The following is a 15610-nucleotide window of genomic DNA, read 5'->3' as shown; positions in this document are numbered from 1 at the left end:
CACATGTCGGCCTTCGCCCCCGCGCTCCTGCTCTTCCTCGTCTTCTGCGTCAGCGTCCGCAAGGACCGCCGGCGCTTCCAGAACGCCGTCCTGCTCGGCCTGACGTTCATCCTCACGTCGCTGGCCCTGCTGTGGCAGGTGGCCAAACTGCCCTTCTGGCTGGCCCAGACCGTCCTCGTGGCCGTCTTCGCGCTGCCCCTGCTCGGTGTCGTCGCCCTCGGCGTCTTCCTGATCGCCAACGGCGTCACGATGATCCGCAAGGAGGGCGGCCGGCCCGCCAACCTGCTCTCGATGCTCGCCGGGCTCGCCATCTTCGGGATGATCGGCCTGCTGATCGCCGTTCAGCTCTCCGGCTCCCTCGTCCTCGACGGCGTCGTCGCGGCGCTCACCCTGATCAGCGTCTACGTCTCCTTCGTCTTCCTGTGCTTCCTCGGCTACGCCTACCTCTACGGGCGCATCCGGGTCCGCGGCGACGTCGACTTCGTCGTCGTGCTCGGCTCGGGCCTGATCGGCGGGGAGCGGGTGCCGCCGCTGCTGGCCTCCCGCCTGGAGAAGGGCCGGCAGATCTACGCCGCCCAGCTCGCCCGGGGCGGCCGGGTGCCGGTGCTGCTCACCTCCGGCGGCAAGGGCGAGGACGAGAAGCTGGCCGAGTCCCGCGCCATGGCCGACTGGCTGATCGCCCACGGCGTCCCGGGGAGCCACGTCCGCCTGGAGGACCGCTCCCGCACCACCGAGGAGAACCTCGCCTTCAGCCGCACGATCATGGCGGAGGCCGTCCCGGGCTACCGGTGCGTGGTCGTCACCAACAACTTCCACGCCTTCCGGGCCGCGATGATGGCCCGCAAGGCCGGCGTCGACGGCCAGGTCCTCGGCTCGCCCACCGCCCGCTACTTCTGGCCCAGCGCCACCATCCGCGAGTTCGTCGCCGTCTTCTGGGAGCACCGCGGGGTCAACCTGATCATCTGCGGCATCCTGGCCGCCTTCGGCGTGCTGGTCGCGCTGCTGTCCCACTGAGCCGCCGCCGCGCTGAACCCCGGGCCGGGAACGGCCGGAGCCGCGGCTGCCCCCCGGCAGCCGCGGCCCGTCCGCCCCGTGGGGGTTCCCGTACGGGTCGCTACACCCGCTGCCACAGCGCCGGCACGTTCGGCGGCTCCCAGCCCGTCTGCGCCTGGTGGCCCTGGAGGCAGCGGTAGCTGCCGCCGCCGTACGTCACGGTGTCGCCCGCGGCGTACACCGCGCCCGCCTTCCAGCTGCCGCCCGGCTCCGGCTCGGGGCCGGGGCCGGGGCCCGGGTCGGAGCCGGTGACCTTGAGGGTCAGCCCGTACGCGGACAGCAGCGGGTTCAGCGGCTGGAAGAAGGTGGTGCCGCCGCTGGAGCAGTTCCCGGAGCCCCCCGAGGTCACGCCCTGGGCCTGGCTGCCGGAGATGTACGAGCCGCCGGAGTCCCCGGGCTCGGCGCACACCGTGGTGCGCGTGACGCCCGAGATGGTGCCCTCGGGGTAGGTGACCGAGGTGTTGTGCTGCTGGATCGTGCCGCAGTGCCACCCGGTGGTCGAGCCGGAGCGGCACACCGAGGCCCCGACGGGCTGCAGCACCGAGCCGGTGACCTGCACGTTCGCACCGCCGCTGCCCTTGACGTAGGGGGTGGCGGTCCAGGAGGAGTTCGCGGCCACCCACGCCATGTCGCTGCCCGGGAAGACCGACGCCTGGAACGAGCCCTGCGCGACCCGGTTGAACCCGGTCGTCGTCGTCCCGGCCCGCCCGCAGTGCCCGGCGGTGGCGAAGCCCTGCGTGGTCCCGCGGGTCACCGGGAAGCCGACCGAGCAGCGGCCGCTGCCGTTCATGTAGTACGCGTCCCCGCCCCGCAGGTCGTACAGCGGACGCGGTGCCTCGGCCGTCCGCTCCACCCGTACCAGGCCGGCCGGCACCCCGGCGGCGGCCAGCAGCCGCGCCGCGGCGCCCGCCTCGGTCTCCTCCACCACCAGCACGTTCGCCCGCTGGTCGACGTAGCGGACCGGGGTCGCGGCGGTGGCGCCCGCGTCCAGGGCGGCCCTGGCGGCGTCCAGCGTGCCCAGCGCGTGCGGGACCACCTTCGCGTGCGCCCCGGCGGCGCGTATCGCGGCGGTGTCGGCGGCCCGGGTGGTGGCCACGGTCAGCGTCTGCGCCTCGGCGCCGTCCACCCAGGCCCCCGCGAAGGACCCGGCGAGGTCCGCCCGCAGCCGGGCGGCCGTGGCCCCGGCCTCGGCCTCGTTGGCCAGCCGCGCCCGGGCGCGGGCCGGGTCCAGGCCCAGGTCGCGCTGAAGGGCGGCGAGCAGCTCGGGCTGCGCGTCGGCGGTACGCAGGGTGACGGCCGCGGACGGGGCGCCGCCGGCGGCCGCGGCGGCGCTCGCGCCGGCCGTACCGGCCGTACCGGCGAGCAGCAGACCGGCGGCAGCCAGGGCGGTACACGCCGCGCGGGCGTGTCGCTTGAGCATGGGGGATCTCCTCGGTCGGAGGTTCGGTGGGGGTCTGCCGAAACCCTAGGAATCCCCGACCGGGGCGCGGGAGCTGCCAGTTGGCCCCTCCCTACGCGTTATGGCCACGCCGGTCACCCGGCCCGGGCCCGCCCGGGGCCCGCCACCCGTCCGGCCGACATGCGTTCATGCGCGGGCCGTCGCAGGATGGGGGCCTGGGGGCATCCGAGGGAGGTACGACATGGCCACTGAAGGCGACGAGCAGCAGCCCGGGAGCAAGGCCCGCCCGGTCAAGCTGTGGACCGGCGGGGAACGCGCCTACGACCCCGAGGACCTCGTCATGGCGACGGGCGCCGACCCGACTCCGGAGCGGGTGGAGAAGGCCCGGAAGCTGATCGAGAAGGAGGGGCCGCAGGTCATCGAGCGTTACCTGCCGTAGCACGCACGTACGGGCCCGGCCCCTCCGCACGCCCGGGCGGAGGGGCCGGGGAGCGCGCTCGCGCTCAGCGGAAGCACTCGAACGGGATCGAGACGCTGCTGCTGCGGTCCCCGTTCTCCACGACCAGGAAGAACTTCTTGTCGCCCAGGGAGACGCGGCCGCTGACCACCAGGGGGATCTTCGCCCCCCGCTCCAGGGTCCCGGAGGAGGGGGTGATCACCACCCCCGGCGCCTTCCGCCAGGCCGAGCGGGCGGGCAGCCTGCCGTACACCGCCGGCTCCTCGGGATACCGGTACTCGGCCAGGACGGCGTACGCCTTGAAGGAGGCCCGCCCGTTCGAGGGGACGATGTAGACGCCGGTACCCTCGTGGATCTTCGGCGTACAGGTGATCATGAACCCGCCCGACTTCCCGGCCGGGCGGTAGGGGTCCAGCGCCCCGACGTCGGTGATGCCGCCCCCCAGCCCGTCCTCGTACGGCCAGACCTTGTCGCGCGGGGCCTTCAGGCCGTCCTTGTCCACCGTCCTGCCCGGGACCGGCAGGGTCCCGGGGAACTTGCCCCCGGGCGTCGAGGGCCGGGCCGAGCCACCCCCCTGACTCGCGCCGCCACCGCCCGGGGCCGAGGTCCCGGACGCACGAGGCCCGGACCCGCCGGACGCCCCTCCGGACGCCCCGCCGGAGGCCCCTCCGGACGCCCCCGCGGACGCCCCGCCCGAGGACCCCCCGGACGACCCTCCGGCCGCCGTCCCGCCCTCGCACCCCGCCACCGACAGCACCACCAGCGCCGCCACCGCCACGCCGGCCCTCACCCCACGTCGTCGCATGTCACCGAGTGTGAAGCCTGCCGACTGATCGACTCAAGGGAGGCGTCTGCGAAGCTGGAGCGTAAAAAACCTCACCCCCGAGAAGGGACCGGACACCGCAATGCCCCAGGTCAAGCTGACCACCAACCACGGCGCCCTCGTGATCGACCTCGACGAGGAGAAGGCGCCGCTGACCGTGGCGAACTTCCTCTCGTACGTGCAGGCCGGGCACTACGACGGAACGATCTTCCACCGGGTCATCCCCGGCTTCATGAACCAGGGCGGCGGCTTCACCGCCGACATGAACCAGAAGCCGACCCAGCCGCCGGTCCAGAACGAGGCCGCCAACGGCCTGAAGAACAAGAAGTACACGGTCGCGATGGCGCGCACGAGCGCCCCGCACTCCGCGACCTCGCAGTTCTTCGTCAACACCGCGGACAACGCCTTCCTCGACTTCACGTCCGAGACGATGCAGGGCTTCGGCTACGCCGTCTTCGGCACCGTCACCGAGGGCCAGGACGTCGTGGACTCCATCGCCGCCGTCAAGACCGGCCGCGCGGGCGGGCACGCCGACGTCCCCGTCGAGCCGGTCGTCATCGAGAAGGCCGAGCTCCTTTGAGCCGCTCCCTGAGCCGCTCCCTGAACCGCTCCCGCTGAGCGGGCCAGCGCCTCCGCGTGCGCGGCCCGGGCGTGGTCGAGTACGGCCGCGGCCCGGGCCGCCGCGCGCGCCGCGGGGTGCCAGCCCAGCAGGTGCCGCCACACCAGCGGCGCCCCGGCCAGCGGCCGGGTCACCAGCCCCGGGGTGGCGGGGAAGGTCGCCCGGCACAGCCCGACGGCCCGTCCCACCTGCACCAGGTGCACGCAGGAGGCCGTGTCCGCCTCGTACACGCAGGCGGGCGTGAACCCGGCCCGCACGCACGCCGCCGCGAAGCAGTCCCCGAAGCAGCCGTCGCCGGGTACGTCGGTCCACGCCTCCGCGGCCAGCTCCGCCAGCTCGATCTGCGCGCGCGGCGCCAGCGGATGGTCCTCGGCGAGCATCACGTACACCGGGTCCCGCGCCACCTCCAGCCACGCCAGCCGCCCCGGCTCGGGCGGCGCGCTCTCCCCGCACACCCCGACCAGCGCGAAGTCCAGCCGCCCCTCGGCGACCTGCCGGGCGATCTCCGTCTCCGACCACGCGGTGTACGTCGTCACCGCCGCCCCCGGCTCGCCGCGCGCGATCCGGTCGACGACCCCGCCCAGCAGCGGCCCGTGGGTCCCGCCGAGCCGGTACCCCTCGGTCCCCTGCCGCGCGAAGCGCACGGCCTCCTCCTGGAGCTCGCACAGCGCGGGCAGCACCACCCGGGCCCGCTCCACGACCAGCTCACCGAGCGGGGTGGGCCGCACCCCGTCCCGGCCGCGCGTGAACAGTTCCCCGCCCAGCACCCGCTCGATCCGCTTCAGCTGCGCGCTGAGCGCCGGCTGGGCGAGCCCGAGGGCGGTGGCCGCCCTGGTCAGGCTCCCGGCGTCGGCGATGGCCCTGACCGTCTTGAGGTGCCTCAACTCCAAGTCCATCCCCCGAGCTTGGTCCAGACCTGCCTCCTCCCGCTACGGTCGGGAAGGAGAAGGAACGTGACGCCTGCCGGTCGTCCGTCGTTCACCCGGTATGCACTCCACCGACGTCGACTGGGACCACCCGACCGACCCGCGCCCCGGCTGGCAGCTGGACCACCTCCGCTCGTACGTCGAAACCGACGGCACGGACGGCCACATCTGGCACGGCGTCCCCACCCTCCTCCTCACCACCGTGGGCCGCGTCTCGGGCCGGGCGGTCCGCACCCCGCTGATCTACGGCGAGGACGAGGACCGCCTCCTCGTGGTCGCCTCCAACGGCGGCGCCCCCGAACACCCCGCGTGGTACCGCAACCTGCTGGCCTGCCCGGAGATCCGCGTCCAGGTCGGCGCGGAGGTCTGCGCGGCCAAGGCCCGCACGGCGACACCGCAGGAGCGGGAGACGTACTGGGGCGTGATGACGGGCCTGTGGCCCCAGTACGACGAGTACCAGGAGCGCACGGACCGCGAGATCCCCCTGGTCATCATCGAGCGGACGGGCGGCCTCGCGGGCTAACAGGTGGGACCGACGCCGTCGATCCGCCCGCCGAAGTCGCCCTGGTAGTCACGGCGCCAGTCCCCGTTGTAGACGGACCGCGTCTCCTTCGGCCCCCAGTTGATGAAGCACGCCTCGGTGCTCGCGACGAACGACCCGACGTGGTCGTGCAGCCCGGACGGCATGTCCCGGTAACCGCTGTGCCGCGTCCACTCCCAGCTCTGACCGCGGTAGTCCGCCTTGGAGTAGAAGCAGACCGATCCCCCGGGACAGGCCGGCACGGCGGCGGCCGCCGAGGCACTGGTGGGCAGCAGCAGCGAGGTCAGCGAGACGGCGGCGGCGAACGCCAGGGAACGCAGCTTCATGGAAGCCTCCGTGGGGGGAGCGTCAGGGATGGCCCGACCGGGCCGAGATGCCGATCATGATCGCGACCGGCGCGGTGGACATGCCAGCCCAGCGCGCCGAGACCACCCGATCAGAGCAACTCCCCGCGCGGCGCCGCCAGCTCGAACCACACCACCTTCCCGATCCCGCACGCCCGCGGGTAGGCCCCCCACTCCCCGGCCAGCGCGGCGACGATCGCCAGCCCCCGCCCGTTCTCGTCCGCCGCCCCGGCGGCCCGGACCACGGGCAGCGCCCGGTTCGCGTCCAGCACCTCCACCCGCAGCCGGTCGTCCGCCCACGCGGCCCGCATCCACACCTCCCGGCCCGGTGGCACCCGGGCGTGCCGCGTGGCGTTCGTCATCAGCTCGCTGAGCAACAGCACCGCCGTGTCCACGGTCTCCTCCCCCAACTTCCACTCCCGCGCCTGCTCGGCGAGCAGCGCCCGCGCCCGGCCGACACTGCGCGGGCTTCGGACAAAGTGGCACTCGATGGTGTGATCCATGGTCCGCAGACTCCCGCGCCGGGTAAGGGCCGCACGAGCAACGGCACCGGGGGTGCTGGCCGTTGTACCCAGGCGGTACCCGGGGAGGACAGGCGCGATGAGCGAGGCGTGGCGGTATTGCGGCAACCAGATCAAGCTGTGGCGTACGGAGGCGGGGGTGTCCCGGGAGGAACTGGGCGCGGAAGCCGGGTACGCGGCGGAGTACGTGAAGTCGATGGAGCAGGGCCGACGGCGGCCGACGCTGCGGCTGCTCCAGGTCTCGGACACGATGTTCGGGGCGAAGGGGAAGCTGCTGGCGGCGGCGGAGTTCATGAAGCCGGAGCCGTTCCCGAAGCGGTCCGAGGTCTACATGGAGGCGGAGTCCGAGGCCTACGGCATCAACTGGTACGAGCCACTGTTCATCCCGGGGCTGTTGCAGACCGAGGCGTACGTACGCGCACTGATGAACGAGACCTGCCCACCCCTGGACGACGAGACGATCGACGAGCGGGTCCGCGCGCGTCTCGAACGCAAACAGACCATGATCCGCCGGATCAGCACCGTCTACAGCTTCATCATCAACGAGGCTGCTCTGCATACCGGTGTCGGCGGGAGCGAGGTCATGCGGGAGCAGTTGCAACACCTGCTGGAGCTGGCTTCCCTGCGCAACGTGGCAATCCAGATCCTGCTCAAGGGCAGGGCCTGCGGGGTGGCCTTGCAAGGCCCGGTGATCCTGCTGGAGACCCCTGAGCATCAGCAGTGGGCCTGGTGCGACGGCCAGGAGACCAGCGCCGCCTACTCCGAGGCGGACAAGGTCAGCGCTCTCGCGCAGTCCCATGGCATGATCCGGACGAACGCCCTCGGCGCAGCTGAATCGGCCGAGTTCATCAAGAAGGTCGCGGAGGAGCTATGACCAACCGACTCGCGTGGTTCAAGTCCAGCTATAGCGACAGCCAAGGCGGGGCCTGCGTCGAAGTGGCTCTCGACTGGCACAAGTCGACCTACAGCGACGACAAAGGCAGCGCATGCGTAGAGGTGGCGACGTGCCCCGACACGGTGCACGTGCGTGACTCCAAGCTGGGCGAGGACGGCCCGACGTTCGCCGTCCCCGCCGCCGCCTGGACCGCGTTCCTGACGCGGATCAGCTGAAGACGACCGACCGCAGCTTCAGCCGCTCGCTGCCGTACCCCGTCACGGGCCGCAGCGTGAAGAAGTCACCCTCGCAGTCCGGCCCGGTGAAGACGGTGGCCGTCGAGGTGGTCCGGTTGCGCGGCGAGTGCGCCGGCGAGCTGGCGCCCGGGTCGGCGACCTCGGGGAGCGTGATGCAGTCCCTGCTCTCCGGGTCGTCGAGGACGGCGATGCGCGGGGTGCCGTCCAGGCCGACGTACGTGTACTGGAACTGGCCGATCGCGGCGGCCGAGGCCGACGATGGGACGGTCAGGACGAGGGCGAGTGCTCCGAGGGCGGCGACGGTGGCGTTGCGTAGGCGCATGGGGGTTCCTGTTCACGGGGAGTGACTGTCCGGCGGCCACTGCCTTCCCCCGCTCCGGCGCCCCACCACGTCCCCCGCACGCGGAATCGATCCGCCGCCGCCCGAATGGCCCAACGGAGCACCCCCGGGCAGTCTGGAGAGGTGACGCCCGAGGCACCCACCACGGGCCGCGGTGCCGTCGCGGGGTTCCTGGAGAACCCCGTCGTCGGCATGGCGCCGTGGATCATCTTCTCGCTGCTGGTCGGTCCCGGCCGGTTCGAGATCGCGGTCGTCCTCGCCCTGGTGGCCACGATCGTGCTGGTGGCAGCCGGTCGGATCGTCCACCGGGGCAGTTCCTGGAAGCTGCTGGAGATCGCCGACCTGGTCTTCTTCGCCGGCATGGCCGTCGTCGGCGCGTTCGCGAGCGACGGCACCCGGCGGTGGCTGGAGACGTACGCCGGCGAGGTCTCCAACATCGCCCTCTTCGTGATCGCGTTCGGGTCGATGGCGGTCCGGATGCCCTTCACCCTCCAGTACGCGCGCGAGCAGGTCGACCGGGCGCACTGGGACTCGCCCGCGTTCCTGCGGACCAACTACGTCATCACCGGGGTGTGGGGGCTGGCCTTCCTGGTCGCGGCCGTCGCGGGCGCGTACGGCGATCTGGTGCTGCGCAACCCGAACAACATCTGGACCGGATGGATCATCCAGATCCTGGCGATCGTGGCGGCGCTGCGCTTCACCGCCTGGTACCCGGACGTGGTCCGGGCCCGCGCGCTGCGCGCGGCGGGGCAGCCCGGGCCCGAGCCGCCGCACGTGGCGGGGCTGCTCCTGCCGCTGGCCGGGCTGCTGGTGCCGATCGGGATCGCCGTCCTGATCTTCGACACCACGTGGTGGCTGGGGGTGGCCCTGATCGTGGCGGGCAGTCTGCTCACGAAGGCCCTGGCGGCCCGTACGGGAGATTGACCTCGACCGCGGTCGAGGTGGGCGCCCCCGTGGCGCGCAAGGGAACGGTGGAGGTGGTGATGCGCCCGTGGGACTCCCCGAAGTGACACGCGTGGCCTCGTACGCGTTCCTGGCCCTGGCCCTGGCCCTGGCCGCCGGCCCGGCCGCCGCGGCGCAACCGGCCCCGGCCGTGGCCGTGGCCGCGAGCAGCGCCGCCCCGTCCCCGTCGCCCGTCTTGAAGCCCATCGACCCGGCGGCGTTCCAGTCGGCCGTCGACACGGCGGCGAAGAAGCTCATGGTGCCCGGCGCGGTCGTCCTGCTGCGCACCCCGCAGGGGACGTTCCGGGCGGTCAGCGGGACGACGGAGCTGGGCCGGACCGACCCGCCGGCCACCGGGGACCACTTCCGGATCGCGTCCAACACCAAGACGATGACAGCCGCCTTGATCATGCTCCTGGCCCAGGACGGCAAGGTGCGGCTGAGCGATCCCGTGTCCCGGTACGTCGCGGACGTGCCGAACGGCGCACACATCACGGTGGCCCAGCTGCTGAAGATGCGCAGCGGGCTGTACAACTACACCGACGCGCCCGAACTCTCCGCCGCCCTGGACGCCGACCCGGGCCGGGTCTTCACCCCGCAGGACGTGCTGGCCATGGCCTTCCGGCGGCCGCCGAACTTCGCGCCGGGCACCTCGTACGAGTACAACAACACCAACTACGCCCTGCTGGGGCTGGTCGCGGAGAAGGCCGGCGGCCGTCCCCTGGCCGAGCAGTTCCAGGACCGGCTGTTCACGCCGTCCGGCCTGGAGGAGACGTCGCTGCCGGGCCCGCACGACCGGTCGCTGCCCACGCCCTTCTCGCACGGTTACATGTACGGCGGGACCTCGTACGCGCTGGTCGACCAGCCCTACCCGGCGTCCCTGACCAAGGCGGCCCGGGCGGGAAAGCTCGAGCCGACCGACTACACCCACCAGAACCCCTCCCACACGTATGCCGCGGGAGCAGGCATCTCCACCGCGGACGACCTCGCCGTATGGGTCAGGTCGCTGGTGAGGGGGAAGATCCTGAACCCCGTGGCGCAGCGGGAGTGGCTGCGCAGTCCGCAGGCGAAGGACCCGGCGGCGCCGGGCGGCCAGGCGTACGGCTACGGCATCGTCCACCAGCGCCTTGCCCCGAACGCCTCTCTCTACTTCCACGACGGTGAACTCCCGGGCTTCAGCTCCTTCATGGGCCACGACCCGGACAACGACGTCACCCTCGTCGTCTGGACGAACCTGACCCTGTCCCCCGAAGGCCGCACCACGGCCATAACGCTCGCGCCCACGGTCCTCAACCAGGTCTACAGCGGCCTGTCCATGCCGACGCCCTGACGCTGCGCCGCTCGCCGACTACCGTGGTGGCAGCGGCAGATCGGCGCGTGCTCACGGCCGGGGGAAGCACATGGCGAGGGCGACGAGGTGGCTGCTCTGCGGGCTGGGCATCGTGGGCGCGGCGGGCTGGGCGCTCGTACAGCTGCTGCTGCGGGGCGGGCAGAACCCGGGCGACGCGTCCTCCATCGTGTCGATGGTGCTCGCGGTCGTGGGTCTCGTCGTCGCGCTGGCCGGCTTGAGGGCGACCCTCAAAACCCTTCCGCAGCCGGAGGACGCGCTGAAGCACGCCCAGAGCGCCGCCGACACGCTGGCGCAGGAGATGCTCATTGCCGAGCGGACGCAGTTGCGCGCCTTGGTGGGCAAGGACGAGGAGCTGCTCGCGCTCACCTTCACCCGGCGCCCGCGTGACGAGCTCGCCGGCACCGGCCCGGAGCGTGGCCGGGTCGCGAGGAGCGGCCCTTCGGCGGGCCCCGGCCTTCCCGGGATCGCCGCGTACTACCGGGCCTGTTCGAAACCCCGCCTCGTCGTCACCGGCGCCCCCGGCGCGGGAAAGACCGTGCTGTCGGTGCGGTTGATCCTCGACCTTCTCGAACAACGCACGCCAAACGACCCGTTGCCCGTACGGGTGTCGCTGGCCGAATGGGACCTGACGGTTCCGTTCAAGGAACTGCTGGTCCAGCAGGTGATCCGGGCCGGTACGTCCGAGGAGCGGGCGCAATGGATCGTGGCGAACGGGCTCGTGCTGCCCGTCCTCGACGGCCTGGACGAGATGGACCCCGGCCTCGCCGACGCGAACGGCGCTCCCGTGTACGGGCCGGACGGGCAGCAGCTGCCGGACCCCGCGGCGCCGCGTGCCCTCGCCGCGCTGGAGGCGCTCAGCGACAACGTGGCGGGGGTCTCCACGTTCCCGCTGGTCCTGCTGTGCCGCACGGCCCACTACGACGCCCTGCCGCGGGCGAAGCGGCTGCGACACGCGGTCGGCGTCGACATCGACCCGCTCGGCCACGAGCACGTGGCGGCGCATCTGATGACCGTGTTCGAGGGCGAGGAGCGCTGGCGGAGGTTCGCCGACGGCCTGCCCGCGTCCGAGGTGCTGCGCCGGACCCTGGTGACGCCGTGGTGGCTCTTCCTCGTCAAGGCCGTCTACCACCGGCGCGGCGACCCTTCCGAACTCTTCACCCACACCACGGCGCAGGCGCTGGGGGACCACCTGCTCTCCCTGTTCATCCCGGCCGTCGTGGACCTCCACCCGCCACGGTACGACGCCGCGCGGGTCCGGGACTGGCTCGTGGTGATCGCCCGCCATCTGCGCGACGGACCCGGTGCCGGGGAACGCCGCGAACGCGTCGAACGCGTCGACATCCACCGGCCGCGGCTGTGGCCGATCGCGGGCGAGGACCTCGTACGCCGTGCGGACGCCGTGGCGGCCGCGCTCGTCTTCCTCGCTCTCACCCTGCCCCTGCTGCTCGTCAGGGACGGTACGGGGGCCTGGCTGTTCGGTGCCGCCGGGCTGGGTGCTGTGGTGGTGGCGTGGGAGGTCTCCCGGCAGGCGGGCGACTTCCCGCCGTGCGTACCGTGGGGGCGGGTGTTCTCGGGGGCGACGCTGACCCTGGCCATCGACACGCTGCCGGCGGGACTCGTACTCGGCGGGCTGGGCGCGCTGGCCGCCCTCCCCGTCGCGTGGCTCCTCGACGCGCTGGGCCTCGACTCGCTCGTCACGTCCCTGCCGGTTCTCGCCGTGTTCTGGTCGGTGCAGCTGGGCACGATGCTCGTGCACGGGGCGGGAATCACCCACACCTTCGGCGGCACGTACCCACCGGACGTCAATTCGGCCGTGCGGTGGCGCTACGTACTGAGGGGCGAGCTCCTCTTCGGGTGCGTCATGCTCCTCGCGGCCGTGCTCTCCATGGCGGCGGCCCGGTGGGTGATGTCCTTCTCGGACGTGCTGGTGCCCTCATCGGTGCCCATCCTGGACCTGCTGACCCTCGGCCTGATGGCCGCGGCCCTGTTCTGGGTGCCGGGATTCGGCGGCGGCCGGAGGTACCTGGTGTTCCTGTTGTGCGTGCGCGGCCGGCTCCCCCGCCGGCTCGGACCGTTCCTGCACTGGTCGCACGAGGCCGGCCTGCTGCGCACGTCCGGTGGCGCGTACCAGTTCCGGCACCGCGCGTTCCAGCAGTGGCTGGCGGCCGGCCGAACGTCGACCGGCTAGCAGGGCGGGCCTACTCGCAGCCGACGCCGTCCCCGTCCCGGTCGAGGTGGCGGCCGTAGCCCGGGTCGCCGCGGCGCACGGGGGCGGCGCCGGCCGCCCGGGCGGCCGTGCAGTTCTTGTAGGAGACGCTGTCGTCCCCACCGCCGCCACCACCGCCGCTCCCGCCGGTCGTGGACAGGGCGTACGAGGTGACCGTCACCGTGACGGTCGGCGCTGGCGCCGTGACGGTCACCGTCGCGGTCGCGGTCGCGGTGACGGTCGCCTTCGGAGCCACCGGCTCGGGAGTCACGGTGGCGGTGGCCGTCACGGTGACCGTGGGCGCGGGCTTGGCGTCCGCCTTCGGCGCGGACGACGAGCCGCAGCCGACGGCGAAGACCAGGAGCGCGGCGGATATGCACCCGTACCCGAGCACGACCGTGCGACGGGTGGGGCGGGACACGGACGGCAGGGCGGAAGGCATGCGGAAGTTCCCTTCGGCGGCGCGGAGATGCCCGGCTCGGGAGTGCGGTGTCACCGAGCGGGGGCGCCATCGTTCCACAGCCCCGCACGCCCCCACACGGGATTCCGCACATCAACCCCCCTGAGCCCCCCTGAACCCCCTCACCCGACGTCGTAGACGGTGACGGCGACCCCCCGCTCGCACAGCGCCCGCTCCACCAGGGGCCCCACCCGCGCCCACGTACCCCCCGCCAGACCGCACCCGATGCGCGGCATGTGGACGGACGCCCCCAGCTCCAGCGCGTGCCCGGCCAGCGCGTCGAGACACCGCTCCAGCGCCTCGTACCGGATCGGCGGCCCGCTGCTGCCGGTGCGTATGCCGTGCTGGCCCACCATGTTGGCCACCCACACGTCCGCCTGGACCCGCACCACTTGTACGGCGCCGAGCGCGAAGTCGTTCCCGCTGCGCCCCCGGTGCCAGGCCCGGTACGCGGCCTCCGGCTCGGACCAGCGCTTCGACAGCGCCAGCACGAAGCCCTTCCCCCACCCCCCGAGGTCGTTGCACACGTGCGCGATGATCTTCGGCCCTTTGGCCTGGGGACTCGTCGCGTCCCCCCGGATGACTCGCATCGGCTCCATATGTCTATCCTCCAACCTCCCACTGACATCCACTCCGAGGCAGAAGGCGGCGACGACCAGCCATGGCAACCGACCACCCCACCGACCGCTCGTTCCGGACGGCCGTCAGCATCGGGGTCAGCCTCGACGGTTACATCGCCCGTCCCGACGGCGACATCGAATGGCTCACCACGCGCGGCGCGCTGGCCGGCGACACGGGCTACCTGGAGTTCCTGGCGGGCATCGACACCGTCGCCCTGGGGCGCAAGGCCTACGAGAAGGTCCTGACCTTCGGTTTCTGGCCGTACGAGGGCAAGCGCGTCGCCGTCCTCAGCACCACCCTCGCCACCGGCGACGAGCGCGTCACGGTCCACCGCACGCTCGCGGACCTGCTGGCCCACCTGGCCGCCTCCGGCGCGGAGAGCGTCTACGTCGACGGTGGCCGGCTGATCCAGACCTTCGTGCGCGAGGGGCTGCTGGACGAACTCACCTTCACCACCGCCCCCGTACTGATCGGTTCCGGCATCCGCCCCTTCGGCGAGCTCGACGCCGATCTCGACCTGCGCCTCACCGCCGCGAAGGTGCTGGACGCCGGGTTCATGCAGACCACATACACCCTCACCGGCCGCTGAGCACACGGACTTTGATCAAGCCGACCCGCCCCGCCTAGCATGTGCACGCCATACGCCAGTTCCTGACGAAAGCGAGCCATGCGCATCCAGCGGATCCAGCGGGCCCTCGCCACCGCCGCCACCCTCACCGCCCTCGTCACGCTCACCGCGTGCGAGGACAAGGAGCCCGACGCCAGGCCGCTCACCACGCCCGCCGCCGCCCCCTCGCAACCGGCCGCGAGCGGCGCGGCCGCGGGGTCGGGCACGGACGGCATCACTTCCCTGGCCGACGCGCAGCGGTACGTCCAGCAGCAGCAGGTCTCGTGCGAGGACCTGAGCACGAACCCGAAGGACTCGCGCCTCCCCCTCACGGACCTCACGACGGTCGGGAAGTGGTCGGTGACCCAGCGCGGGGTGTGCAGCGACCGGGTCGAGCGCGGGGAGCTCATCTTCTACATGGCCTCGGACATGAAGGAGTTCCAGACTCGCTACAAGCAGCACGTCATGGACAAGATCGCGGCCGGCAACGGCACCTACGGCCAGACCAGCCGCGTCTTCGTCGGCAAGAACTTCGCCGTCACGCCGACCTCGACCAAGACGGCCCTGCTGCTGTCCAGGTCGGACCTGCGGATCCTGACCTGCAACCCGATGTCCCGGGTTCCCGAGGGCTACAAGCGGGAAGCCGCGCTGGTGGAGCACTGCGTCCTGAGCGACTTCGTCAACAGCTCGGACGGCTCCGGCAGCCCGAACTTCGAGCACCCGCAGAACCCCGACGCCTCCGAGAAGCCGGGCCAGCCGGCCCAGGGCAGCCTCGGCCTGCCCAAGGCGTCGAGCCTGACCGAGCTGAAGAAGCTCGTGCACCCGCACACCGTGGACTGCACGAACATGTCCACGGCCGCCGACGCGGTCGCGGTCAGCTCGATCGACTACGCCCCGGCCGTCGACGGCGCACCCAGCGCGTGGGGCATCAAGGACCGGGCGATCTGCGGCGACCTGGGCGGGGAGCGGCGCGCGCACAACCTGAACTGGCTGAGCACGGTCTCCGACATGAAGACGCTCCAGCAGAAGGCGAAGGCGGCGCAGCAGGAGGACCTGAAGGACGGCCGCCTGAAGGCCACGGTCAGCAAGCTCATGGTCGGCGAGAACATCGTGGTGGAGACCAACGACAAGTCGGTCCGCCACGGCCTCTACCAGCTCCAGTTCCTCTACCTGAACTGCGAACCGGGCTTCAAGGCCCCCTCGGGCTACCGCCTGGAGAAGTCCCAGGTCGACGGCTGCGTCCTGACGAACTACGAACGCTGACCCCGC

The 15610-nt window shown here is 72.4% G+C and carries 18 protein-coding genes and 1 pseudogene; 11 read left to right on the top strand and 8 right to left on the bottom strand.

Annotation, left to right across the window (positions count from 1 at the left end):
* The first annotated feature begins 3 nt into the window (after positions 1-3).
* Positions 4-1014 (top strand): YdcF family protein, encoded by a 1011-nt coding sequence (locus ACZ6KO_RS15855; protein WP_469304552.1) that lies wholly within the window; start codon positions 4-6, stop codon positions 1012-1014.
* 100 nt (positions 1015-1114) lie between these two features.
* Here ACZ6KO_RS15855 and ACZ6KO_RS15850 read toward each other — a convergent pair whose 3' ends face one another.
* The gene (locus tag ACZ6KO_RS15850) at positions 1115-2473 is read right to left on the bottom strand and encodes a carbohydrate-binding protein (protein ID WP_469304551.1); all 1359 of its coding nucleotides are present in this window, start codon (positions 2471-2473) and stop codon (positions 1115-1117) included.
* A gap of 220 nt (positions 2474-2693) precedes the next feature.
* Between ACZ6KO_RS15850 and ACZ6KO_RS15845 the strand changes: the two genes are divergently transcribed.
* Positions 2694-2891, top strand: a complete 198-nt coding sequence (locus ACZ6KO_RS15845; RefSeq protein ID WP_469304550.1) for a hypothetical protein — start codon at positions 2694-2696, stop codon at positions 2889-2891.
* A 64-nt stretch (positions 2892-2955) separates the two neighbouring features.
* Here ACZ6KO_RS15845 and ACZ6KO_RS15840 read toward each other — a convergent pair whose 3' ends face one another.
* A complete protein-coding gene (locus ACZ6KO_RS15840) occupies positions 2956-3411 on the bottom strand; it encodes a hypothetical protein (protein ID WP_469304549.1) in 456 nt (151 codons plus the stop codon).
* Between the two features lie 403 nt (positions 3412-3814).
* Between ACZ6KO_RS15840 and ACZ6KO_RS15835 the strand changes: the two are divergent.
* Positions 3815-4243 (top strand): annotated as a pseudogene (locus ACZ6KO_RS15835) (peptidylprolyl isomerase); the annotation flags it as partial.
* Here ACZ6KO_RS15835 and ACZ6KO_RS15830 read toward each other — a convergent pair.
* Complete coding sequence (locus ACZ6KO_RS15830) at positions 4177-5247, bottom strand: LysR family transcriptional regulator (RefSeq protein WP_469304548.1); 1071 nt, start codon at positions 5245-5247, stop codon at positions 4177-4179. The pseudogene ACZ6KO_RS15835 and the gene ACZ6KO_RS15830 sit on opposite strands and share 67 nt — an antisense overlap.
* A 91-nt stretch (positions 5248-5338) precedes the next feature.
* Between ACZ6KO_RS15830 and ACZ6KO_RS15825 the strand changes: the two genes are divergently transcribed.
* Positions 5339-5800, top strand: a complete 462-nt coding sequence (locus ACZ6KO_RS15825; protein WP_469304547.1) for a nitroreductase family deazaflavin-dependent oxidoreductase — start codon at positions 5339-5341, stop codon at positions 5798-5800.
* Here ACZ6KO_RS15825 and ACZ6KO_RS15820 read toward each other — a convergent pair.
* Both ACZ6KO_RS15820 and ACZ6KO_RS15815 read right to left on the bottom strand, forming a co-directional pair.
* Positions 5797-6144: a peptidase inhibitor family I36 protein gene (locus ACZ6KO_RS15820; RefSeq protein WP_469304546.1), complete on the bottom strand. Its 348-nt coding sequence runs from the start codon at positions 6142-6144 to the stop codon at positions 5797-5799. The two genes, ACZ6KO_RS15825 and ACZ6KO_RS15820, sit on opposite strands and share 4 nt — an antisense overlap.
* A 110-nt stretch (positions 6145-6254) precedes the next feature.
* On the bottom strand, positions 6255-6665 hold the full coding sequence (locus ACZ6KO_RS15815; RefSeq protein WP_469304545.1) for an ATP-binding protein: 411 nt from the start codon (positions 6663-6665) through the stop codon (positions 6255-6257).
* 97 nt (positions 6666-6762) lie between these two features.
* Here ACZ6KO_RS15815 and ACZ6KO_RS15810 point away from each other — a divergent pair, with 97 nt between their 5' ends.
* The gene (locus tag ACZ6KO_RS15810; RefSeq protein WP_469304544.1) at positions 6763-7557 is read left to right on the top strand and encodes a helix-turn-helix domain-containing protein; all 795 of its coding nucleotides are present in this window, start codon (positions 6763-6765) and stop codon (positions 7555-7557) included.
* Positions 7554-7793, top strand: a complete 240-nt coding sequence (locus ACZ6KO_RS15805) for a DUF397 domain-containing protein (protein WP_469304543.1) — start codon at positions 7554-7556, stop codon at positions 7791-7793. The genes ACZ6KO_RS15810 and ACZ6KO_RS15805 overlap by 4 nt, the downstream gene beginning before the upstream one ends.
* On the opposite strand, the gene ACZ6KO_RS15800 is transcribed toward ACZ6KO_RS15805, so the two are convergent.
* Positions 7786-8136, bottom strand: a complete 351-nt coding sequence (locus tag ACZ6KO_RS15800) for a hypothetical protein (RefSeq protein WP_469304542.1) — start codon at positions 8134-8136, stop codon at positions 7786-7788. The genes ACZ6KO_RS15805 and ACZ6KO_RS15800 overlap by 8 nt on opposite strands.
* A 141-nt stretch (positions 8137-8277) precedes the next feature.
* Between ACZ6KO_RS15800 and ACZ6KO_RS15795 the strand changes: the two genes are divergently transcribed.
* The 3 genes from ACZ6KO_RS15795 to ACZ6KO_RS15785 all read left to right on the top strand — a co-directional run bounded on the left by ACZ6KO_RS15795 (position 8278) and on the right by ACZ6KO_RS15785 (position 12635).
* Positions 8278-9078: a hypothetical protein gene (locus ACZ6KO_RS15795; RefSeq protein WP_469304541.1), complete on the top strand. Its 801-nt coding sequence runs from the start codon at positions 8278-8280 to the stop codon at positions 9076-9078.
* A gap of 67 nt (positions 9079-9145) precedes the next feature.
* Positions 9146-10426 (top strand): serine hydrolase domain-containing protein, encoded by a 1281-nt coding sequence (locus tag ACZ6KO_RS15790; RefSeq protein WP_469304540.1) that lies wholly within the window; start codon positions 9146-9148, stop codon positions 10424-10426.
* Between the two features lie 70 nt (positions 10427-10496).
* Positions 10497-12635: a hypothetical protein gene (locus ACZ6KO_RS15785; protein WP_469304539.1), complete on the top strand. Its 2139-nt coding sequence runs from the start codon at positions 10497-10499 to the stop codon at positions 12633-12635.
* Between the two features lie 10 nt (positions 12636-12645).
* Here the strand turns inward: ACZ6KO_RS15785 and ACZ6KO_RS15780 are convergent, their stop codons facing one another.
* Positions 12646-13095, bottom strand: a complete 450-nt coding sequence (locus ACZ6KO_RS15780; protein ID WP_469304538.1) for an excalibur calcium-binding domain-containing protein — start codon at positions 13093-13095, stop codon at positions 12646-12648.
* Positions 13096-13235: 140 nt separating this feature from the next.
* Positions 13236-13712, bottom strand: a complete 477-nt coding sequence (locus tag ACZ6KO_RS15775) for a macro domain-containing protein (RefSeq protein WP_469304537.1) — start codon at positions 13710-13712, stop codon at positions 13236-13238.
* A gap of 62 nt (positions 13713-13774) precedes the next feature.
* Between ACZ6KO_RS15775 and ACZ6KO_RS15770 the strand changes: the two genes are divergently transcribed.
* Together ACZ6KO_RS15770 and ACZ6KO_RS15765 are read left to right on the top strand one after the other, a co-directional pair.
* Positions 13775-14323: a dihydrofolate reductase family protein gene (locus ACZ6KO_RS15770; protein WP_469304536.1), complete on the top strand. Its 549-nt coding sequence runs from the start codon at positions 13775-13777 to the stop codon at positions 14321-14323.
* 78 nt (positions 14324-14401) lie between these two features.
* The gene (locus ACZ6KO_RS15765; RefSeq protein WP_469304535.1) at positions 14402-15604 is read left to right on the top strand and encodes a hypothetical protein; all 1203 of its coding nucleotides are present in this window, start codon (positions 14402-14404) and stop codon (positions 15602-15604) included.
* Positions 15605-15610 lie beyond the last annotated feature (6 nt).

This window comes from Streptomyces sp. NPDC042102 (assembly GCF_055582305.1).
This window is presented reverse-complemented; position numbering and strand designations above follow the sequence as displayed.